Genomic DNA, 23,123 nt, shown 5'->3' on the forward strand with positions numbered 1-23,123 from the left:
GGTAAACCAAAACATATCACGATGAATAACGATCATAAGCTACCTTGGTTTTAATTATATAGCCCCATCGGACAAAACCAACGACAGACAGCCATGAATAGCGCTGTCTGTTTGGTGGTTTTGCTGATAGATAGACGCTGCTATGTGACGTCAAAGATAAAAGGCCGTTATTCTATCACTTCTTTGGCGTTATCGATAACCGCTTGTGACAAAGTAATGCCTTCTTCAGTCGCATGTTTTGGACTGACATACAAATCTAGCGCTTGCGGCGTATAGACAGGGATAGCGCCTGCTTTTTCACCATTTAAGATACGCACAACGATTTTGCCAGTTTCGCGGCCAAGATCGTAGTAGTTGACCCCCAACGCCGCCACCGCACCGCGCTCGACTGAGCTGGTGTCTGAGGCAATCAGTGGGATCTTACTTTCTTTGGCGATTTGGTATAGCGACTCATAAGCCGACACCACGTTGTTATCGGTTGAGGTGTAAATCATATCCACCTTACCCTCAAGACTGCGGGCGGCCATGGCGATGTCGTTACTACGCTGTGCTGGCGCTTCATGCACATTGATACCAAGTGGCGTCAGCTTTTCTTTTAGGTTTTTTAGGATGATGGTTGAGTTGACTTCACCTGGGCTATAGACGTAACCGACGTTTTTTAGGTCTGGGATGATCTGACGCATCAGCTCGATTTGCGGCTCATAGGGTAGCGCATCTGATGCGCCAGTGACGTTGGTGCCTGAGCCATCAAGTTTCGGTACTAGCTTGGCGGCGACAGGGTCAGTCACAGCCGAAAACACCATCGGAATGGTGCTGGTCGCTGCCGCAACAGACTGAGCGGATGGGGTGGCAATCGCGACGATAGCGTCTGGCTCATCCGCGACGAACTGCTTGGCGATCTGTCCGGCTGTTGCCGTATTGCCTTGTGCGCTTTGAAAGTTAACCGTTAGGTTTTCACCGTCTTTAAAACCTGCTTCATCGAGCTCGTCGATCACGCCTTTACGTACGTCATCTAAGGCAGGATGCTCGACAATGGCGGTAATGGCGACCGTTTTCATTTGCGTGGCGGTACTGTCTGTCGCACCGTCAGCACTGTTGGTGTCTTGGGCTGTCTGATTACAGCCAGTTAAGATCGCAGTACAAACGCTGCCTAATAACAGTGCCTTACTGAAGTTGAAATGACCAAAACGGTTTTGATAAAACATAGCTCTCACTCCTGAAAATAATAATGTGTCCGTACATTATTTAATAAATGGGTAAAGGATAACGTCAGTTGACTGTGTCATACATCACTGCATCACACGCCCTATGACTACTGCGCAGTGGCTTGTGCTTTTTTGTCGATATTGATGGCGTTTTTTAGCAAATCCTCACTCAAGCTGACGCCTTGCTCAGCGGCATGCTTTGGACTGGCGTACAAGGTTAAGGTGTTCATGACCTCAGGCTTGATGGCGCTCACGGCCTCACCATTTAGCACGCGATAGACCATCTTGCCTGTGGTACGACCAAAGTCATAATCATTGACTCCAAGTGCAGCGGTCGCGCCGCGTCGTACGCTAAACTCGTCCGAGGCAATCACCGGAATATCCAGCTCGTTGGCTGCGCCTGCCATGGCTTCAAAGGCGGATACCACGTTGTTATCAAGCGAGGTATAAATGACATCGGCACGACCTGAGAGGCTGCGCGTTGCCATGGCGACATCAGTTGGGCGATTGGCCGTGACATCTAAGATGGTAAGGCCATAATTTGGCGCGGCTTTTTTGAGCTGATCGAGCACCACCACAGAGTTGACTTCACCTGGGCTATAGACATAACCGATGGTTTTGGCATCGGGGACGATTTTTTTGATATTGTCCAGTTGCGGCTCGATAGGCAGCTCACTTGATAGGCCAGTGACATTTGACTGGATAGGCACATCATTGGCATCGATGAGTTTCGCCGCCACAGGGTCTGAGATGGCGGTATAAATCACAGGGACGGTTTTGGTAGAGGCCACCACTGACTGTGCCGAGGGCGTCGATATGGCGACGATGGCATCAGGGTTGTCGCCGGCAAACTGTTTGGCGATTTGCCCTGCGGTGGCAGTATTACCCTGCGCACTTTGGAAGTTTACTGTGAGGTTTTGACCTTCGATGTAGCCATTATCAGCCAGCTCATCAATGATACCGCGGCGCATCTCATCTAGCGATGGATGTTCGACGATCTGGGTGATGGCCAAGGTCTTGGCAGGTTTGTCGGCATCAGTACCAGCGCTATCGGCGGCGGTGTCGGTGGCGTCTGAGCAGCCCAGTAGTCCAAGGGCCGCGCTCATGGCGGCACCATATAGGCTAAAGCGTAAAGTAGTAGCAAAGGTCATGTTATTCTGGCTCGTCGGTTAAAGAAGTGCAGGTTACCCGAGTCAATATTATGTACATGCTGAGATAACGGGCGAACATAAAAGTAATCAATCCATGATTATTACGTCCATATTATGACAGTAATGTAAGTTATCGCAATAAAAAATTAAGGCGAGTTCGTCATGAGTCATCTCGCCAAATATATTGACAATGGGGTTTCTCAGCTTTTATCGGCAAAAACGCAAAAAAGACGTCACTTGGACGTCTTTTTTGAAACAAAAAAATCATAAAGGTACAAAGAGCATGACGCTCAAAACCGACTTTACGCTAACGTATCGCCAATCACGCAGTCATCTGGCAAGGTGACGACCGTAAGCCCTGTCTTTGGATGACCGGTTGAGAGTACCATGCCTTCTGAGACACCAAACTTCATCTTGCGCGGCGCCAGATTGGTGACGCAGATCACCTTTTTATCCAATAACTGCTCAGGCTCATAAAATTTACGAATACCGCTAAACACATTGCGCGGAGACTCTTCGCCGACATCTAGGGTAAATTGCAATAGTTTGTCCGCGCCTTCGACATGGTTGCACGCGACCACGTGCGCCACTTTCATCTCAACCTTGGCAAAATCCTCGATACCGATATAGTCGTCTGACTCGCTTGCGTTGTCTGCGGCAGAAGCCGGCTGATCAACCGCTGGCGTCTCACTCTGGGTTAGCGATGCTTTGGAGTCTTCAATCATGGCGGTGACGTCTTTTTCTTCGATACGCTGCATGAGTGGCTTGAATTTATTGATTTTATGACCCAGTAGCCACTCATTGCGGCTGGCAAAGCTTAAGTCTTCAATATTCAAAAACGTTTTGGCATTGGCGGTCAGCTCAGGCAATACTGGCGCCAAATAAACCATGAGCTGACGGAAGATGTTGATCGCCACCGAGCAGACGTCTTGCACCTCTTGTTCAGTACCTTCTTGCTTGGCAAGTGACCATGGTTTTTTGCCATCGATATATTCGTTGGCCTTGTCCGCACACTGCATGATAAGGCGCATGGCACGGGAGAACTCGCGGTTTTCATAAGCGGCGGCAATCTCATCGCCCGTTTTGGTGATGTCTTCTAATAACTCAGGCTCAGCGCAGGCCTCTGAGAGCATCCCGTCGTATTTTTTGACGATAAAACCGGCGCTGCGACTGGCGATATTGACCACTTTACCCACCAAGTCAGAGTTGACCTTTTGCATAAAGTCTTCTAAATCAAGGTTGATGTCCTCGACCTTGTCCGACAGCTTGCTGGCGAAGTAATAACGCAAATACTCTGGGTGCAAGTGCTCGGCATAAGTCTCAGCTTTGATAAAGGTGCCGCGTGACTTACTCATTTTTTCGCCATTGACCATTAAGAAACCATGGGCAAAAACGCCCGTTGGCGTGCGGAATTCACTACCGGCTAGCATGGCAGGCCAAAATAGCGCATGGAAATACACGATGTCTTTACCGATGAAGTGATACACCTCGGTTTTATGCTCATTTTCCTGTGCCCAGTAGCGGTCAAAGTCCAATTCGTTTTCGGTTCCCTCTCGCTTATCACAGAGGTTTTTAAAGCTGGCCATGTAGCCCACTGGTGCATCGAGCCATACATAAAAGTATTTGTCTGGCTCATCGCTTGGCGTATCAGGTATCTGAAAACCAAAATACGGCGCATCGCGCGAGATGTCCCAACTGGTGAGACCCGCTTCAAACCATTCTTGCAGCTTATTGGCGACCGAGACTTGCAAACGCTCATCACTGCGGGTCCAGTCTTTTAAAAACTGCTCAAATTCTGGCAAATCAAAGAAATAATGCTTTGAGGTTTTGAGTACCGGCGTGGCATCCGACAACGTCGAATAAGGGTTTTTTAGCTCGGTGGCATCATAGGTGGTGCCGCAGACTTCACAGTTATCACCATATTGGTCTGGGCTAGCGCATTCTGGGCACTCTCCCTTGACAAATCGATCGGCCAAAAACAATTGTTTTTCGGGGTCAAACAATTGCTCGACATCCTTTGTGCTGATGTGGCCGGCGTTATTTAGACGACGATAAATCAGCTCAGAAAACTGTTTGTTTTCTTCTGAGTGGGTGCTGTGGTAGTTGTCAAATTCAATCAAAAACTTCGCAAAGTCTGCTTCGTGTGAGGCTTTGACCGAGGCGATTTGCTCTTCTGGCGTGACGCCATTGGCTTCTGCTTTGAGCATGATGGCTGTACCGTGCGCGTCATCGGCACAGACATAAGTGACCTGATGGCCTTGCGCCTTCATGGCACGTACCCAGATGTCTGTCTGAATGTATTCTACAAGGTGCCCCAAATGGATGTAGCCATTGGCGTAGGGCAGCGCACTGGTTACTAAAATCTCACGCACTTTTATCACCTATATTTTTGTATAAATGGGTTGATTATCAAACGTCACACGCTGTTTATAAAGGTATGATGATGACGTTATCAAGGCTAAAAACTTCTAAAATAAGCAAAAGTCTAAAAAGTGTGCCTATGATACCGTAATTCGGCCAAATTTGTGATATTCCTTAGTAATTAACGCTAAGTGATGGCTGAATCTTTATAAAAAACCAGCATCGCTTTGACATAAAAAACCCACCGAGCGCAGGCTAAGTGGGTGGTATTCGTGGTTATCATCAATCGAAAATAAAACGACTGTAGAGTGAGGTGCGCTAAGGCTAGGCGAGCGGTGCGATCAAAAAGAACCAAACATCGTCCCTAAGATGATGATAGCGACCACTGCGACCAGCGGAATCACGATGGTGACCATGGCTAGGTTGAGATACGACTGCTTATGAGTCAAGCCACAAATCGCCAGCAAGGTGATGACCGCGCCACTGTGCGGCAAGGTATCCAGACCGCCTGCTGCCATGACCGCCACACGGTGCATCAGCTCAGGGTCGATACCAGCATTGACTGCCATTCTAAGATAGTCTTCACCCAAGGTTGAGAGAGCGATACTCAAGCCACCAGACGAGGAGCCAGTGATACCTGCCAAGGTCGTCATCGCCACCGCTTCTGAAATCAAAGGATTGTCAGGGTTTAGGTTTAAGATGCTATCACGAATGATAAGAAAGCCTGCGAGTGAGGCAATCACCGCGCCGTAACCCACTTCCGACGCCGTGTTAAAAATCGGCAACATCGAGTCGTAAGTACCACGGTTGATGGTTTTTTGTAGGTTATTCCAATGACCAATACGCAGCACAATCAAAACCGTACAAGCAACGACCAATGAGATGATAATTGACCAAAGGCCAAGCGAGCCTGCGATATTGAGATCAGGGAACTGCGCTTGCAAGCCGCTAAAGTCCATTGAAGGAAAAATGAAATAGGTCAGAACGGCGTTGAGAGCGATGACCAACACCAGCGGAATCATCGCAACGGTAAATGAGGTAGGATGCGTACTGAGGGTTTCGGTTTCTTTTTTAACCGCACCAACACCGCCCACATCTTCTTCGTCATGCTGACCATAGCCTTCACCTGCGGCATTGGCTTTTTTGGCGCGTGTCTGTAGCCATAGCCAGCCGCAGACAAACATAATGGTACCGCCGATAATACCTAGGATAGGCGCGGCAAAAACATTGGTATTGTAGTATGGGATTGGGATGGCGTTTTGAATGGCTGGCGTGCCTGGTAGCGCTGTCATGGTAAAGGTAAAGGAGCCAAGCGCAATCGCCGCTGGAATCAAGCGCTTGGGTACATCTGCAGCCTTAAATAAATCCTTGGCGATTGGATAAATGGCAAAGGCCACAACAAACAACGACACACCGCCGTAGGTTAAGATAGCGCAGACTAAGATGACGGCGAGAATGGCTTTGCTGGCACCGAGTTTTTCGACCACGGTATTGGCAATCGCTGTCGCCGCGCCTGAGTCTGCCATCAAGCGCCCAAATAGCGCACCTAACAAAAATATGGGGAAAAACTTAAGCAAAAACCCACTTAACGCGCCCATAAACACATCGGTATAAGCCGGAATACTGCTAAGAAAGTCGCCCGACAGTAATACGGCCAGCGTCGCCATAATCGGTGCTAATATCAGCACTGAATAACCGCGATAAGCAAAGAACATCAATAATAATAACGTAATGACAATAGCAAATGTGCTATACATAATCGCCCTCCTTGGCAAAGTTCAATCAGCGAGTATGCAGGGCATGTTTATCGGGGTCAATAAAATTAATCAAAATATGTGATTTTTGATTTTTTATCAAACATTAATCTAGAATAATATGATATTGACTTGCCTCATACCCCGCCACTGTGCTGTCTCGTTCGTTCTTAGTGTTATTGTCTTCTCGCTACGAGATTTATATGTTAAGTTAGCATAAGTATTTGATATATGATATATCGATATAAAGTGTATTAATATAAATTTAAAACAGTCAATACGCTATTGATTGGCACAGTAAATAAATCATGATGGATAATGGACGTTAATAACAAAAACAGACTTGCAAGGAGATAAGCATGAGTCGCTCAAAAGTATACAGTAGTGCCGAAGAGGCGCTAAAAGGTGTGGTAAGTGATGGACAAACACTTGCTATCGGCGGTTTTGGTCTGTGCGGTATTCCTGAAGCGTTAATCGAAGCGCTACGTGATAGCGGTGTCAAAGATTTGACTTGTATCAGTAATAACGCCGGTGTCGATGACTTTGGCTTAGGATTACTACTACAAACCCGTCAAATCAAAAAGATGATTTCGTCTTATGTCGGTGAAAACAAAGAATTTGAGCGTCAATACTTGGCAGGTGAGCTTGAAGTTGAGCTGACGCCGCAAGGCACCTTGGCCGAAAAACTGCGCTCAGGCGGTGCAGGCATTCCTGCATTTTATACCGCCACAGGCGTTGGTACGTTGGTCGCTGAAGGCAAAGAAACCCGTGAGTTTGACGGCCGTACTTATGTGCTAGAGCATTCACTGCGCGCCGATGTGGCATTGATTAAAGCGCAAAAGGCCGATAAGGCAGGCAATTTAATCTTTAATAAGACCGCCCGTAACTTCAACCCAGATTGCGCGATGGCAGGCAAAGTGACCATCGTCGAGGTCGAAGAAATCGTCGAGACAGGCAGCCTTGACCCAGATGAAGTACACCTACCCGGTATTTTTGTGCAGCGCATTGTATTAAATACGACTCCTGAAAAACGCATCGAAAAAACCACCACGAAAGCCGCTGAGGGTGCTTAGTTAGTGGTTTTATCCAAACCTTTCAAAGATGACATTAATAATAGAATATTGTAATACCACTTCTAAAAATTGAGCAGTAAGCAAGATAACCCTAAGTGCTACATTTTGTAGACTAAGCGAGTTTGATGCCGCTAATCATATTTTTTCGAGTGGTTATAAATTCGAGTGGTTATAAAAATAAGGAAATCACCATGGCATGGACAAGAGAGCAGATGGCACAGCGTGCCGCACAAGAGTTGCAAGACGGTTATTATGTAAACTTAGGCATTGGACTACCGACCCTCGTGGCCAACTATATTCCTGATGATGTGGATGTTTGGCTGCAGTCTGAAAATGGCTTATTAGGTATTGGCGAGTTTCCAACGGCGGAGAATGTCGATGCCGATTTAATTAATGCAGGCAAGCAAACGGTGACCGCAGAGCCGGGGGCCAGTTATTTTAGTAGCTCAGAGTCGTTTGCCATGATTCGCGGTGGGCACGTCAATCTGGCGATACTCGGCGCGATGGAAGTGTCAGAAAAAGGCGACTTGGCCAACTGGATGATCCCCAAAAAAATGGTCAAAGGCATGGGCGGGGCGATGGATTTGGTCGCAGGCGTACAGCGCGTGATTGTACTGATGGAGCAAGTCAACAAACACGGCGACCCAAAAATCCTTGCAGAATGCGCGCTACCCTTGACGGGCAAAGGCGTGGTCGATCGTATTATCACCGAGCTTGCAGTGTTAGACGTCACCGACGATGGCCTAAAGCTGGTGGAATTGGCAGAGGGTGTCAGCTTTGAGGAGCTACAAGAAAAAACGCCAGTGAGCATTGTGCAATAACGGCGGCCAACAAAGACTGAAAACAGCCAACTGATAAAGGATGATCGCATATGGCGACCCAATTACAACAAGATTTGACAGGCAAAGTGGCCTTAGTCACAGGCGCTGCAAGCGGTATCGGACGCGATATCGCCGAAACCTATGCCAAGGCAGGCGCTGCGGTTGGTATTGCTGATATCAATCTGGCCGCCGCCCAGCAAACGGTTGATGCCATCGAGTCAGCTGGTGGCCGTGCGCTGGCAATCGCCATGGATGTCACCGCAGAGCAAGCGGTGGGTGAGGGCGTGCAGCAGCTGGTAGATACGTTTGGTAGTATCGATATTCTCGTCTCCAATGCCGGTATTCAGATCATTGATCCTATCGATAAGATGGCGTTTGCGGACTGGAAAAAAATGCTCGCCATTCATTTGGATGGGGCGTTTTTGACCACCAAAGCGGCCACGCAGCACATGTATAAAGATGACAAAGACGGTACGATCATCTATATGGGTTCGGTGCACTCGCACGAAGCATCGCTATATAAAGCGCCGTATGTCACTGCCAAACATGGACTCCTAGGGCTGTGCCGTGTGTTGGCAAAAGAAGGCGCGCCTCATAATGTCCGCGCGCATGTGATCTGCCCTGGGTTTGTCAAAACCCCACTGGTCGAAAAACAAATCCCCGAACAAGCCGCCGAAAAAGGCATCAGTGAAGAGTCGGTGGTGAATGACATTATGTTGGTCAATACCGTCGATAAAGCGTTCACCACAGTCGATGATATTGCCCAGCTGGCTTTGTTTTTAGCGGCATTCCCAAGCAATGTCTTTACTGGGCAATCCATCGTCGCCAGCCATGGTTGGTTTATGAATTAATAAAATCCAAACTGAGCCAGTCGCGGGTTTATGGCGCTTTTATATAAATTGATACCATCCATGTTTGTTTGTGGTATCAACTTTGGCAACACTGACCGTGATTGTGATTTGCTGGCTATTTGAGGCGTTTGACCATCATCAGCTTGCTAATAAAAGACCAATCCATTAGGATTTGATTTTATGTTGACTTGAGCCAATTGTATTGGCTCTTTTTTATGAGCGCCTGTTGCCTGACTTCGCGCTGCACGGAGTGACAATGATGAATGAGAAAGATTTTGCAGAAACGTTTGCAGCCAAGTTAAGCGACGCTGTCGCACAGCAGCAACTTGATGAGTCGGTACAGCAGTTGCAAGACCTGCGACCTATCGATAGCGCTGACGTACTGGCATTAATGACGCCTACGCTTGCGTGGCCATTACTACAGCGTCTGCCCAATCGTGCGACAGTGTTTGCCTACTTAGCGCCTGATATTCAGGTTGCCATGGCGCAGGTGTTCCCGCGGGCAAGCCTAGCAAAGATTGTCGGCGAGATGCCCGCTGATGAGCGTACCGATTTATATAAGCGTCTCAATCAAGCGCAGCGTGATGCCCTGCTGCCAGCGTTGGCACAGGCAGAGCGCGAAGATATTCGCAGACTCTCCGCCTATGAAGAGCGTACCGCTGGGGCGCTGATGACCTCAGATTATGCGACCTTAAGCGCTCAGATGAGTGTCGCTGAGGCATTGGCCGCGCTACGCTTAGAGGCGCCGGATGCTGAGACCATTTATCATGCTTATGTCATCGATGCGGCGCGCAAGCTGTTGGGCGTGGTGTCCTTACGTGTATTGATTTTGGCATCGCCTGAGCAGCGTATCGCCGATCTGATGATGAGTAGTGTGGTGTCGTGTAATGTCCATGATGACCAAGAGGACGTCGCCAAAACCATCGCGCGTTATGATTTGATCGCCTTGCCCATTACCGATGACAGTGGCGCTCTGGTTGGGATCGTCACTCATGATGATGCGATCGATGTGGTCAATGATGAAGCCACCGACGATTTTCATAAGTCGGGTGGTGTCTCGACCATGGTCGGTAAGCTAAAAGATGTCAGTATCCGTATGCTCTACCGCAAACGGGTGTTTTGGCTGGTATTTTTGGTGTTTGGCAACTTGCTATCTGGTTTGAGTATTGCAAATTTTGAAGAGGTGATTGCCGCCAATTTAGTGCTGGTGTTTTTTTTGCCGCTATTGGTCGATAGTGGTGGTAACGCCGGCTCGCAGTCTGCAACCTTGATGGTACGGGCGCTGGCCACGGGCGATGTGGTGATGCGCGATTGGTTTTCCTTGCTTGGTCGGGAGGCTTTGGTGGCATTGATGCTCGGTGCGACTATGGCGGTGGCGATCTCTATCATCGGTTATATTCGCGGTGATGCCGTGGTGTCGCTGGTGCTGGCGCTTAGCATGATGTCGGTGGTGATGATTGGTTGTGTGATCGGCATGAGCTTACCATTTGTGCTGAACAAATTAGGCTTTGACCCTGCCGCCGCCAGTGCGCCTTTGATCACTTCAGTGTGTGATGCGTCGGGGGTGCTGATCTATTTATTTATCGCCTCGAAGTTTTTGGCGATTGGTTGATTTGGTTTTTGCCATAGGTATCGTCGGCGCGCGTGTTCCCACTGGCATTGTGGTTTTTTTATAGCGTCAATTGAGCTACACTGTCGGATAATAAGGGTAGACAAAAAGCTGATGATGTATTATTGACCAGCGCGACGACGGTATTGCTCGAGTTGTCCTACCGGCCCACTTGCAAAATAGGTAGTCATGATAGCCATGTTTAATTTTATGAAAAAAAAACCCAAAGCCGAAACACCGCAGCAGCGCGCCGAGCGTGATAGCGCGGTCGATAAAGTCTTGCTCGGCTATGAAGTCGGCACCGTTAGCATCGCCACGATGGTGACGGGGCTTGAGCGCGACGGGCAAGTGCTCACCTTAGATTTGCGCTTACCCAAAGACAGTAACCCTGAACAGATACAACAGGAGCTGGGGCAACTGCTGCATCCGCATGGTATCAGAACCATTCATATGAATGTACGCCTACCAGCCGATGCTAAAGGCGCCGGTGCAAGCTTGCCCAAAGCGCCGCCCAAATCGATGCCAAAGACGACAGATGCCATGGCCACTCACGCCAAACCTGCTACCCAAGCAGACCAAGAACCGACAAGCAGCGAGCCGCCGATTACTAAGGCTGCGCCGACCCAAGCATCGCTGGCAGCGCACCCACGTATTCGTCATATCATTGTGGTGGCCTCAGGCAAAGGCGGCGTCGGCAAATCAACGACGACAGTCAATATTGCTTTGGCATTACAAAAGCTTGGCAACCGTGTGGGCGTGCTAGATGCCGATATATACGGCCCCAGTATGCCAACGATGCTGGGTGTGGCGGACATCAAGCCTGAGCTAGAAAACGAGCAGTTTGTGCCTGTCGAGGCGCACAGTATGGCCATGCTATCGATAGGTAGCTTGCTCGATAGTGACAACACTCCTGTCGCGTGGCGCGGCCCTAAGGCCACGGGCGCCCTGATGCAGCTATACAATCAAACCAACTGGCCCCAATTGGACTATTTGGTGATTGATATGCCACCAGGTACAGGTGATATTCAGCTGACATTGGCGCAGCGTATTCCTGTCACAGGGGCGGTGATTGTGACAACACCGCAGCATGTGGCCTTGATGGATGCGCAAAAGGGCGTTGAGATGTTTCATAAAACCAATATCCCTGTACTGGGTGTGGTGGAAAACATGGCCTTGCATACTTGTAGTAACTGCAACCATACCGAGGCCATCTTTGGCAGCGGCGGCGGCGAGTTTATCGCAGAGCAGTATCAGGTGCCGCTACTAGGCCAGCTGCCACTTGCCAGTGGTATCCGCGCCCAAGTGGACAAAGGGGTGCCAAGCGTTTTGGCTGACGATGAGTTTGCCTCTTATTATTTGAGCATTGCCAAAAACATCGAAGCCAACATTGCAAAATTTGCCAAACCAGTCGATGATAAGCGGATTTTTTGATAAGTTTCGCGCGCTACTCGAATAATAGCAAGATAACCTAAGCGTACTTTTCCATAAAGAACGTGGTTTACAACAAGGAAGTATGGTGAGCGTATCGATTTATCGGCATTATTTGGACGATATTCCCAAGCAGTATGTGTTATTGAAACTGTTGCGCCCGCCGATATATGTGATCGAGCTTTCAAACAATCAAATAATTGCCGTTTGCTATAACAAAGATGGTAGTAGCAAACGGTATCAAATCAACGCCGAATTTAGCAATCGCCGCATGGTGATCGCCGACTTCAATAAGTTTTCAGCAGTGTTGGCTGAGTTATTAAAAAAGTTTCCTCGTCACTTTTTGTGGACGAGCGCGATAGCCGTTACCGATGTGACACAAACGCTGACAGATGGTTTGACCGATATAGAGATTAAGGTGATAAGAGAAGCCATTTGGGTGTCTGCAAGACAAGCAAAAAGAAGCGTCATAAGCACCACCGTTGGCTACCAAGGACGGGTAGTCTCACGATAAAATTTGGCTAGGATGCCGTAAACATGAACCAAAACCCCAGCCCCAACGCACAAAATCAGCTGCACTCATCTGTGAGTGCAAGACCAGTTATTGAACAGCTTATCCAAGAGGGACAGCCCACTTTTGGGGTGTTTACGCAAGTCAAAAGTATCAATTATCTTGACTACCACAGTCATCTGATCTCGCAAAAGACGTTGCCAAACTGGCGAAAAGATCTCAAAGCCAATCAATTTTGCTTTATCCAAATTATCCAGCCGCCTTATCGCATCTGTTTGGCACTGGCGACCATCAAGCTTGCCACCAGCGCCTTTGTTTACCTTTATAACGATGAGGCTGATGAGCTAGAGGTTTGTGAAGCTTTGCAGCCTTTGACGCGGCAGACGCAGCTAATAGGTGATTGCTATCAAGGGCGAATGGCATTTACCCATAATAAGCTGACCGTAACGTTGGATTTTACGCCTTCACAAATCGCAGTAGCATTGGATAGTAAACACATTACGCTTGATGCGACGCTACAGCGGCAAGCGCAGCCACTTGCGATCTGTACCCCAACGGGCAGGCGCGGCTGGACATACACGCAAAAAGAGCCACTGACAGCAATCATGGGACACATGCGTATCAAAGAAGCGTCAATACTTAATATCGCTGCGGTTACGGCTGGCAGCCAAACCAAGCAAATAGACTTTGATACGTCTGCAATTGCCAATCTAGATTGGACGCTGGGCTATATGCGCCGCGAGACCAATTGGTTTTGGACATGTATCAATCATTATTTGCCCGATGGTCGCCATTTTTTATTAAACTTATCGATGGGTGTCAATGAAACGGGTATGAGCGAAAATGCCTGCTGGCTAGATGGGCAGATACATTATCTACCGCCTGTGATGTTTGTACGTAAGGACTTGCAGGCAGTTGTGCCAAGTACTTGGCGTGTTTATCATCAAAACCTTGGCTGGAGCAATGTCGATATTGATTTGACCTTTACGCCCATGACTGTCTATCAAAAAACCGATAATCTTGGCGTGCTGGCCAGTATTTTTGAGCAGTGGCTTGGCTGGTATAGTGGTGAGATACGGCTGGGCGATACCGTCATCAGACTCGATCATGTCATAGGATTGGCAGAAGACCATTTTGCCAAATGGTAGCCTAGATATGCCTGATTTTTATAAAGTTACTCGGTTGACTCGGATGTTGAATTTTTGGTTGTCAAGCAGTTTGGCTGTTAAATGGTTTGCATGATAAATAGTGACAGCTCTATAAATTCAGCGCTCAATTCCGTATAATCACCGCTACCAATATACGAAGCGTGTCTCTTAGAGGGTGGTAATCATAACAGCCTCTGGGTCATTGATGCGCTATCGTCAGCGCCCAATCCCTATATTACTATTTTCTAAGGAACAAAAATGTCTATCAAATCTGACCGCTGGATTCGCAAAATGGCTGAAGAACATGGCATGATTGAGCCATTTGAGGCGGGTCAAGTACGTTTCAACGATGCAGGCGAGCGTTTGGTCAGCTACGGCACATCAAGCTACGGATACGATGTACGCTGTGCCCCTGAGTTTAAAGTTTTTACCAATGTACACTCTGTGGTGGTCGATCCCAAAAACTTCGATGATAAAAGCTTTATCGATATCGTTGGTGATGAGTGCATCATTCCGCCCAACTCATTTGCGCTGGCGCGTACCGTTGAGTACTTCCGCATACCGCGCGATGTCCTGACTATTTGTCTTGGCAAGTCTACTTACGCACGCTGCGGCATCATCGTCAACGTCACACCACTTGAGCCTGAGTGGGAAGGGCACGTGACGCTTGAGTTTAGTAATACCACCAATTTACCTGCGCGTATTTATGCGGGTGAAGGGGTCGCACAGATGCTGTTTTTCCAAAGCGATAGCGATGATGTTTGTGAAACCAGCTACAAAGACCGCGGCGGCAAGTACCAAGGCCAACGCGGTGTCACGCTACCAAGAACGTAGTCAGCAGGCAGCTGCTTAATTATCGCTGTTTGGCACTAGTTTAGGTTTTTAGCCTTATAGAGTAAAGTTATAGAGTGTTAAATAAGCGAAAAGCCAGTCATATGAACCATGACTGGCTTTTTTGTGGGCTAAAGACCAAGGTGTTGGAGATTTCTGTTACTTTAAGACTTTTAGACCCGCCTTGTTATCGCGTTTGGGTTTGGGCTTGTCAGCCTTTGGCGTCGTGTGCTGCTCTTCTGGCTCATAATTATCATACTCGTTTGGATCAAAAAACATGCCTTGCGAGTTTTCTTTGGCATAAATACCCATCACCGCCGTCAATGGCACCCAAATCTCTTGTGAGACGCCGCCAAAACGAGCGCTGAACTGGATATAGTCATTGTCCATACGCATGTTGCCTGTCGCACGGCTGGCAATATTGAGCACAATACGGCCATCTTGCACATGTTCGGTTGGTACCTGGACGTTTTTGGCCGTCGCATCGACCATCAGATAGGGCGTCAGCGCATTGTCTTCTATCCATTGATAAAGGGCGCGTACCATATAAGGGCGAGTTGGGGTGAGAGAAGTGGTATCGCTCATCTAATGATTTCCTATACTAAATATGGGTTATGAGATAAACGGTCATCTATGACAACAGTCTACTATTTTAAATAATACATTGTTTGCAACAGACAAGTATGGTGGGACCGATTTTTGCGTTGTCACTGTCTGTTTGGTTTTTATTCTTTTTACACTTTTTATTTTAAGACAGACATCGAGCGTTGTCTAATTAGCGCACACTTCTTTGGAAGCTCTCGCGCTCAAAGATACGCTGCTGGTAGTCCAATAAAGGCCGACTGATCGTGCGCGGTAGCGCTATGTCCATGTCTTCTAGTCGCCACAGTAAAGGCGCTAACAACACGTCACACCAGCCAAAATCATCTGCCATAAAATAAGGCTTATGCGCAAACAAAGGCGCAAGCGTGATCAAAGAATCACTGAGCTGTTTTTTGGCAATGACAGCTTTTGCTTTATGAAAACTATCAGGATGTGTCAGTAGTTGCCTGCCGAGCACCAGCCAATCATGCTGGATGCGCCATGCCAATTGGCGAAACTGTGCGCGCTCTTGCGGGGCTTCAGGGAGCAGCTTATTGGTATGGTAGCGCTCTTCTAAGTATTCAAAAATCACGTTGATTTCATAAAGGGCAATATCACGCTGCTGCAACACAGGCAGGGTATGATAGGGGTTTAGCTCAGTCAAGTCCTCGGGGCGCTCAGAGTGCAAACGTGACAAGTAATAATCGAGCTTTTTTTCTTCAAGTAATAGGCGCACCACATGACTGTCGTAGCCGTCATCAGCATATAAGATTAGCTGACTACTTGGAATGTCGTTTGCATCAATCATGAAAGCCTAATGTTCATAGTAAAGGGTGTCATCGTAAACAAAGTAGAGCCGATTATCAAGCCAGCGTACGTAAACACGATGGGTGGATGACGTATGGATAGGTGTTTGTTCTATTGTCAGTCTCTATTGTCCACCCTATAGTAACACGTACAAAATACGGTGCGGCAAAATGAAAAAAGGCACTACCAAAGTAGTGCCTTTTTGTGTCTATTGTGACCAAGTTTTTATAGCGATAAGCTATGTTTATGATTCTATTACTTTACGTCTTTCCAGAACTCTTTATTGAGTAAGTAAACTGGGATCAGTAATACTAACAAGAATAAAATCACAAAGAAGCCAATCACTTGACGGTCATGACGGACAGGCTCTGCCATCCACGCCATAAAGTTGACCAAGTCACCAACTTCAGATTCAAACTCTTCAGCACTAAGCTCTTCTTGCATGTTATGCAATACGTGCGGCATGGCTGCGTTTGCCAGTACTAAGTTATTTGAGCCCCAAGGACGGCTTGGATCTTCATAAAATGACAATAGATAAGTATAAACCCAGTCATCACCGCGTAGTCTGGTTTCAAGCGATAAGTCTGGTGGCGCCGCCCCAAACCATGCGGCTTGAACATCAGGGTCAATCTCCGCTGTGATATGGTCACCGATTTGATCGGTGGTGACCATTAGGTATTTTTCGACCAGCTCAGGTGGAATATCCAAGTCTTTGGCGATGCGCGAATGACGAACGTACTGTGCAGAGTGACAACCAGCACAGTAGTTCATAAATATTTTTGCACCGTTTTGTAGCGAGCCTTTATTGGTAAAGTCAATGGGGGCTTCACTACAAGCCAAAGATTCTACCACGCCGTCGGCATTGGTAAAAGTACCACATCCGCCGCCGCCTGCTGCCAGCGCACTACCAGCAGTCAAACTCAATGCCGCGCCTAAGCCTAGACCAGCTAGGGATTTGATTAGCGTGCTCATTAGTGACCTCCGGTAACGCGTTCTGGTGGCTGTTTACACTTCTCGATTGCAGTGTAAAACGGCATCAACAAGAAGAACAAGAAATACAGAATGGTGAATATACGTGACATAATCGTCGCGGTTGGCGTCGCAGGTGTTGCACCCAAGTAGCCTAGTACTACAAAGCTAATAGCAAAGACAGTTAGTGCAATCTTAGACAAGATACCTTTGTAGCGTATTGAGCGTACAGGTGATCTGTCGAGCCATGGTATCAAGAATAGTACAGCAATGGCTGCACCCATGGCGATGACCCCGCCCAGCTTACTTGGAACTGCACGTAAGATGGCATAGAACGGTGTGTAGTACCAGACTGGCGCGATATGCTCTGGTGTTTTTAGAGAGTTCGCCGCTTCAAAGTTAGGTGGCTCAAGGAAGAAGCCGCCGCCTTCAGGGAAGAAGAACACCACCGCAAAGAAACAGATAAAGAATACCACGATACCCACCATATCATGCACAGTGTAGTATGGATGGAATTCGATGCCGTCTAATGGTACGCCGTTTTTATCTTTTAGCTTCTTAATATCGATACCATCAGGGTTGTTAGAGCCCACATGGTGCAATGCAACAATGTGCATAAAGACCAAGCCCACAAGGACCAATGGAATAGCAACAACGTGTAGCGCAAAGAAGCGGTTTAGAGTGATACCTGATATGATATAGTCACCACGTACCCATTCAGCAAGACCGTCACCAATCACTGGCAGCGCCGCAGGAAGGTTTAAGATAACCTGAGCACCCCAAAATGACATGTTGCCCCAAGGGAGTAGGTATCCAAAGAAACCTTCGGCCATAAGAGCCAAATAGATGCCCATGCCGATGAGCCAAATAAGCTCACGAGGTTTTTGATATGAGCCGTAGAGCAGTGCTCTAAACATATGCAAATACACCACGACAAAGAACGCTGAAGCGCCAGTCGAGTGCATATAACGGATGAGCCAACCGCCTTTGACATCACGCATGATGTATTCTACAGACGCAAATGCGCCCTCGGCACTAGGGTTGTACATCATCGTCAGCCAAATACCGGTCACCAACTGGTTGACCAATACGATCATTGACAATACGCCAAAGAAGTACCAAAAGTTAAAGTTCTTTGGTGCATAGTACTTTGACATGTGGTATTCATAGGTTTCAGTCGCTGGGAAACGCGCGTCCACCCAATGCATTAACTTTTTACCCATACTCATATTAAGCCTCCCCAACCGTCAAGATGGTACCGTCCATGCTATATTCTGGAACAGGTAAATTCAGCGGTGCAGGAACGCCACTATAGACACGGCCTGCTAAGTCATATTTTGATCCGTGACAGGGGCAAAAAAAGCCGCCGTACCAGTCGTTACCACCCAAATCGGTTGCGCCCACATCAGGGCGGTAGTTCGGTGCACAGCCTAAATGCGTACACACGCCTTCGACCACCAAGACCTCTGGTGTCAAAGAACGCTCTGGGTTTTGGCAATACTCTGGTTGTAGCGATGCTTCTGAATTAGGGTCAGATAGTAATGGCTTAACTGACTCAAGCGTGCTCAACATGTCTTCGGTACGTTTTACCACAAAGATCGGTTTACCGCGATATTTGACGACAATCATCTGTCCCGCTTCAATAGAGCTGATATCTTGGGTGACTGCAGCCCCTGCAGCCTCAGCTTTGGCGCTTGGGTACCAAGAGCGGACAAAAGGTGTTGCCACAGCAGCTACCCCAGCTGCACCAATTGCGGCAGTTGAGGCAATAAGAACTCTACGGCGTTGTACGTTAACGCCTTCGGCTTGGCTCATTAATACTTCCTCCAGGTGAATGAAATGGGATTATCCCACACTGGGTTTGTGGCTTAGAAAATATACAATATCAAGCCACTTTAGCTGTGCCTAATTTTGCTAATTGTTGCTATTCTAAGCTATTTCGGTGATAAAATAAATTATTGCGTTAAAAATAAAGCAACCTTGAGAGAACACAGTATAAGGTTGAACAGGGTAACCCATACAAAAAAGCTGGATTATCAACGTCTAACATCCGTTTTGTTTCGATAAAGGGCGCAAAGGCGCTTCAAAGGTTTTGCAAACGATGGTCACGTGATGACCTTATAATTAATAAGGATATTCAGCAATAGCGAATGATACTTGAAATTCAGGCAATGTTCACTAACTTTCAGTACTTAAGCGTTATGTCTCTCATTGTCAATCAAAAATCACCACTTTAGCGACAAAAGCGGTGATTTTTTATTATCCTAAACGCGTCTCTAGGCGATTAGCCTTCAAGCTCACTCCAGCGTTCAAGCTTGCTCATCATCTCCTCTTCGATGACCAACAAGCGCTCACTGGCGGCCGTCGCGGCATCAAAGTCGGTGGTAAACCATGAGCCATCAGCCAGCTTGTCTTCTAGCGTTTTTTGTTCGGCTTCTAGCGCCGCGATTTCTTTGGGTAAGCTATCTAGCTCGCGCTGCTCATTGAAGTTGAGCTTTTTGGCGGCTTTATTTGGCTTTCCAGCGTCAGCTTTATTGGCTGATTTTGACGTTTTAGTATTGCTAACGGGTGCTTTTGCGGCGCGCGCGGCTTCCTCGCGGTTTTTTTGTATCAAGTACTCTTGATAACCGCCGACATACTCTTTGACGATGCCATTGCTATTTTCATCCGTGTCAAATACCCAAGTGGAAGTGACCACATTGTCCATAAATGAGCGGTCATGACTGATCAGCAAGATGGTACCGTTAAAGCTGCTGACCGACTCTTCTAATAGCTCAAGGGTGGCCATATCCAAATCGTTGGTCGGCTCATCAAGGACTAATATGTTGGCAGGTTTTAATAATTGCTTGGCAAGTAATACGCGGTTGCGCTCACCACCTGATAAGGCCTTGACAGGTGTCCGTGCGCGCTCTGGCGCAAATAAGAAGTCTTGCAAATAGCTCATGATATGGGTTTTTCGGCCGCCCACTTCGACAAAGTCCGAGCCCTCTGAGACGTTTTGTGCGACGCTTGCCTCAAGGTCGAGCTGATCGCGCAGCTGATCAAAAAAGGCAATTTGTAAATTGGTACCAAGTGTGACGCTACCGGTCTTGGTAACCTCGTCATCCGACATACCTAGTAGGGCTTTGATTAACGTGGTTTTGCCTGCGCCGTTAGGGCCGATAATCCCAATTTTATCACCGCGCATGACCATGGTGCTAAAGTCATTGACGAGTACATTGCCGTCATATTCAAGATGTAGGTTTTTGACTTTACAGACCAGCTTGCCGCTTTTTTCGCCTTCACCCATGGTGATGTTGACATTGCCGACTTGCTCGCGGCGGCTTTTTCGCTCTTCGCGCAGAGCCTTTAGCTCGCGTACGCGGCCTTCGTTACGGGTACGACGGGCCTTAATGCCTTGACGTATCCACACTTCTTCTTGTGCCAGTTTTTTATCAAAATTGGCATTGTTTTTTTCCTCAGCAAGTAGCTGCTGCTCTTTTAGCTCTTGATAACGAGCGTAGCCTTTGGCACCTTGGGTGACGTCATAGCTGGTCAATTGGCCACGGTCAAGCTCTACAATACGAGTCGCAAGCTTATCAACGAATGCTCTATCGTGGGTGACAAACAGTAGAGTTAGACCTTGCCAATCAAGCAAGAAGCGCTCTAACCACTCAATACTATCAACGTCTAAATGGTTGGTTGGCTCATCTAATAACAATACGTCAGGTTTGGTGACCAGCGCACGCGCGAGCAAAACGCGGCGCTTACGGCCTCCAGATAGCGAGGAGAGGTCGTCCTCTGGGTCAAGCCCCATGGTGGTGATTAGACGGGTGGCATCGCGCTCTAAGTCCCAGCCATGGACGGCGTCGATATCATGCTGCAAGGTCGCCATGTGCTCGCAAGCGTCCATGTCGCCATTGGCGCACATCTCCACTTGCTTATTATAATTGATCAGCAGCTCAGCTGTGCGGCGGCTACCGCCCATGACGATATCAAGTATGCGTCCGCTCGACTCGGGGACGTCTTGCTCGAGCATCGCAACGCGCATGCTACTATTGGTGATAATCTCACCACTATCTGGCTGCAGCGAGCCATTGATCAGTTTAAATAAAGTAGATTTACCTTCGCCATTGCGGCCGATTAAGCACACACGCTCGCCTGCATTGATGGAAAAATCAATACCATCGAGAATGGGAGCGACGCCAAAGGCTAAGTGAATGTCTTTTAGATGTATCAGTGCCATAGAGTATCTTAAGCTTATATAATAGTGAGGTAGGGGTTGTTGCAAAATTGCCAGCAGTATAACATGCCACCGCATCACTGTAGTGCGCGTAAGTGGTTTTATCAACACTATTTATTACTTTGCATAGTGGCTGCGATTTAATGCCTGTCATCAAGGGTGACTGGTTATTATTGACGCTGCTGCAAATATGCTGCCGCCGAGTCTATTTGACCTTCTATTTACCATTATTTAGAGAACAACATGAATCAATTCAAAGATAAAGAGGACAGGTTTGGTATGCAAGATGACTTGCAAGCCCAAGTAATCGATTTACAAATGAGCCTAGCGCATCTTGAGGTCACTGTCGAAAGGTTAAATGACGTCATTACGCGACAAGATAAGGATATTCATACATTGCAGCGTCAGTTACAGCTCATTTATAAGCAAATAGACAGTCAAGCTACTGAAGTGGGTATTGCACCATTTGATGTGATGGCAGATAGACCGCCACATTATTGATTTCTAAACCAATATCTGATGCAGGACTGGATATTTTTTGTTTGATTGTTTTATCAACCAGCGCCTGATATCTACATTCTTCTAGGGCGTGGATATCAGGCATCAGGCGTCAGCCATTGTCGCCCAGTATGGCGAACCCCTTGATACCCAAATACATTGAGATCATAATTAATCCATGAAAACGCTCAAGCTACGCATCAAAGACAAACACGCCACTCAGCTCAATATCTTAGCTGGGGCGGTTAACTTTGTCTGGAATTACGTCAATGAGCTAAGTTTTAAACATTTACAGCGCACAGGCAAATTCTTTTCAGCCTATGACTTGGCTACTTATACCAAAGGTAGTGGCGAGTATTTAAACTTGCACAGCCAAACCCTGCAAGCGATTAGTGAGGTTCACTCCAAAAGCCGAAAACAGTTTAAAAAAGCCAAACTCAACTGGCGCACCAACAACCCAAAGGCCAAGAGAAGAAGCTTGGGCTGGATTCCTTTTAAAAAGACAGCCGTAAAACACCTATCAACTCGTCAATCAGGCAAGACAAGCCTTAAATCTACCATTCAGCTAAGCCTTGCTAAGGGTAAAAAGCTGACCATTGATGTGTGGGATAGCTATAATCTCTCGCTCTACAACATCAATACGTGCGAATTAGTGCAAGACAATCGTGGTCACTGGTACGCCTGTGTCACCGTTAAAGAATTTCCAAAAACCAACTGCGGTGATGGCCAAGTTGGTATTGATCTAGGCTGCAAGGATTCAGCAGTCAGTAGTGAGGGTGATCAGCTACAAATCAAAGTCACCCATCAATATGCTGAAAAACTGGCCATTGCCCAAAGAGCTAAAAACAAAAAGCGGGTTAAGGCGATTCACGCCAAGATTAAAAATACCCGTCAAGATCTGATCCATAAATTCACATCAAAGCTTGTTAAAGCCAACAGCCTAATCGTTGTTGGTAAAATTAAATCAACATCATTCACTTCAAGCAAACTGGCCAAATCCGTCTATGATGCTGGTTGGTTTGAAATAAAGCGGCAACTGGACTACAAATGCGCGAACGCAGGTTGTCACTATATCGAAGTCAATGAAGCGTACAGCACCCAAACCTGCTCGTGTTGCGGCTCTCGCCAAGACAGTCCGAAAGGTAGATCAGGTCTTGGTATAAGAGAGTGGTTTTGTCGTTCTTGTAAAACGATCCATAACAGAGATGTTAATGGAGCAAAAAACATTCTTGCGGTCGGGCTTGACCGTCTTTAGTAGGAATCTCCTCACTTTAGGGAGGGGAGGAAGTCAAATGCACATTA

General features: G+C 47.5%; 20 protein-coding genes. 10 read left to right on the forward strand and 10 right to left on the reverse strand.

The genetic code is table 11. The features are described from left to right. Window positions 1–167 precede the first annotated feature (167 nt). The 4 genes from AADH33_RS04680 to AADH33_RS04695 all read right to left on the reverse strand — a co-directional run bounded on the left by AADH33_RS04680 (window position 168) and on the right by AADH33_RS04695 (window position 6,474). Window positions 168–1,205: an ABC transporter substrate-binding protein gene (locus tag AADH33_RS04680; protein WP_207968855.1), complete on the reverse strand. Its 1,038-nt coding sequence runs from the start codon at window positions 1,203–1,205 to the stop codon at window positions 168–170. A gap of 107 nt (window positions 1,206–1,312) precedes the next feature. Further along, window positions 1,313–2,356 (reverse strand): ABC transporter substrate-binding protein, encoded by a 1,044-nt coding sequence (locus AADH33_RS04685; RefSeq protein ID WP_348549730.1) that lies wholly within the window; start codon window positions 2,354–2,356, stop codon window positions 1,313–1,315. A gap of 302 nt (window positions 2,357–2,658) precedes the next feature. After that, entirely contained in the window at window positions 2,659–4,737 is a 2,079-nt protein-coding gene (metG, locus tag AADH33_RS04690; protein WP_172953104.1) for a methionine--tRNA ligase, read from the reverse strand. Between the two features lie 321 nt (window positions 4,738–5,058). Continuing rightward, on the reverse strand, window positions 5,059–6,474 hold the full coding sequence (locus tag AADH33_RS04695) for a GntP family permease (RefSeq protein WP_348549731.1): 1,416 nt from the start codon (window positions 6,472–6,474) through the stop codon (window positions 5,059–5,061). Between the two features lie 356 nt (window positions 6,475–6,830). Between AADH33_RS04695 and AADH33_RS04700 the strand changes: the two genes are divergently transcribed. From AADH33_RS04700 to dcd, 8 genes are all read left to right on the forward strand, one after another. Next, window positions 6,831–7,544 carry a CoA transferase subunit A gene (locus AADH33_RS04700; protein WP_348549732.1) on the forward strand — a complete coding sequence of 238 codons (714 nt, stop codon included), beginning with the start codon at window positions 6,831–6,833 and terminating at the stop codon, window positions 7,542–7,544. Window positions 7,545–7,735: 191 nt separating this feature from the next. Continuing rightward, the gene (locus AADH33_RS04705) at window positions 7,736–8,365 is read left to right on the forward strand and encodes a CoA transferase subunit B (RefSeq protein WP_348549733.1); all 630 of its coding nucleotides are present in this window, start codon (window positions 7,736–7,738) and stop codon (window positions 8,363–8,365) included. A gap of 50 nt (window positions 8,366–8,415) precedes the next feature. Next, complete coding sequence (locus tag AADH33_RS04710) at window positions 8,416–9,216, forward strand: 3-hydroxybutyrate dehydrogenase (protein ID WP_348549734.1); 801 nt, start codon at window positions 8,416–8,418, stop codon at window positions 9,214–9,216. A 259-nt stretch (window positions 9,217–9,475) separates the two neighbouring features. Continuing rightward, window positions 9,476–10,828: a magnesium transporter gene (gene mgtE, locus AADH33_RS04715; RefSeq protein WP_348549951.1), complete on the forward strand. Its 1,353-nt coding sequence runs from the start codon at window positions 9,476–9,478 to the stop codon at window positions 10,826–10,828. Between the two features lie 195 nt (window positions 10,829–11,023). After that, window positions 11,024–12,256, forward strand: a complete 1,233-nt coding sequence (apbC, locus tag AADH33_RS04720; protein WP_075101724.1) for an iron-sulfur cluster carrier protein ApbC — start codon at window positions 11,024–11,026, stop codon at window positions 12,254–12,256. 82 nt (window positions 12,257–12,338) lie between these two features. After that, window positions 12,339–12,767 (forward strand): hypothetical protein, encoded by a 429-nt coding sequence (locus AADH33_RS04725; RefSeq protein WP_348549735.1) that lies wholly within the window; start codon window positions 12,339–12,341, stop codon window positions 12,765–12,767. Window positions 12,768–12,790: 23 nt separating this feature from the next. After that, window positions 12,791–13,912, forward strand: a complete 1,122-nt coding sequence (locus AADH33_RS04730) for a DUF2804 domain-containing protein (protein ID WP_348549736.1) — start codon at window positions 12,791–12,793, stop codon at window positions 13,910–13,912. 258 nt (window positions 13,913–14,170) lie between these two features. Continuing rightward, complete coding sequence (gene dcd / locus AADH33_RS04735; RefSeq protein ID WP_075101619.1) at window positions 14,171–14,746, forward strand: dCTP deaminase; 576 nt, start codon at window positions 14,171–14,173, stop codon at window positions 14,744–14,746. A gap of 156 nt (window positions 14,747–14,902) precedes the next feature. Here dcd and AADH33_RS04740 read toward each other — a convergent pair whose 3' ends face one another. From AADH33_RS04740 to AADH33_RS04765, 6 genes are all read right to left on the reverse strand, one after another. Further along, entirely contained in the window at window positions 14,903–15,328 is a 426-nt protein-coding gene (locus AADH33_RS04740; RefSeq protein ID WP_317053670.1) for a ClpXP protease specificity-enhancing factor, read from the reverse strand. Window positions 15,329–15,518: 190 nt separating this feature from the next. Next, entirely contained in the window at window positions 15,519–16,133 is a 615-nt protein-coding gene (locus AADH33_RS04745) for a glutathione S-transferase N-terminal domain-containing protein (protein ID WP_348549737.1), read from the reverse strand. Window positions 16,134–16,387: 254 nt separating this feature from the next. After that, the gene (locus AADH33_RS04750) at window positions 16,388–17,104 is read right to left on the reverse strand and encodes a cytochrome c1 (RefSeq protein ID WP_207968845.1); all 717 of its coding nucleotides are present in this window, start codon (window positions 17,102–17,104) and stop codon (window positions 16,388–16,390) included. Next, complete coding sequence (locus AADH33_RS04755; RefSeq protein ID WP_172953106.1) at window positions 17,104–18,309, reverse strand: cytochrome b; 1,206 nt, start codon at window positions 18,307–18,309, stop codon at window positions 17,104–17,106. Before AADH33_RS04755 ends, AADH33_RS04750 begins: the two co-directional genes overlap by 1 nt. Window positions 18,310–18,331: 22 nt before the next feature. Further along, a complete protein-coding gene (gene petA, locus AADH33_RS04760; protein WP_075101614.1) occupies window positions 18,332–18,916 on the reverse strand; it encodes a ubiquinol-cytochrome c reductase iron-sulfur subunit in 585 nt (194 codons plus the stop codon). Between the two features lie 469 nt (window positions 18,917–19,385). Then, window positions 19,386–21,326 (reverse strand): ATP-binding cassette domain-containing protein, encoded by a 1,941-nt coding sequence (locus tag AADH33_RS04765; protein ID WP_348549738.1) that lies wholly within the window; start codon window positions 21,324–21,326, stop codon window positions 19,386–19,388. Window positions 21,327–21,566: 240 nt separating this feature from the next. On the opposite strand from AADH33_RS04765, the gene AADH33_RS04770 reads away from it, so the two are divergent. Continuing rightward, window positions 21,567–21,824 carry a SlyX family protein gene (locus tag AADH33_RS04770; protein ID WP_348549739.1) on the forward strand — a complete coding sequence of 86 codons (258 nt, stop codon included), beginning with the start codon at window positions 21,567–21,569 and terminating at the stop codon, window positions 21,822–21,824. A gap of 175 nt (window positions 21,825–21,999) precedes the next feature. Further along, on the forward strand, window positions 22,000–23,076 hold the full coding sequence (locus tag AADH33_RS04775) for an RNA-guided endonuclease InsQ/TnpB family protein (protein WP_348549740.1): 1,077 nt from the start codon (window positions 22,000–22,002) through the stop codon (window positions 23,074–23,076). Window positions 23,077–23,123 lie beyond the last annotated feature (47 nt).

This window comes from Psychrobacter sp. KFRI-CH2-11 (genome assembly GCF_038239325.1).
Classification (GTDB): Bacteria; Pseudomonadota; Gammaproteobacteria; order Pseudomonadales; family Moraxellaceae; genus Psychrobacter; species Psychrobacter celer.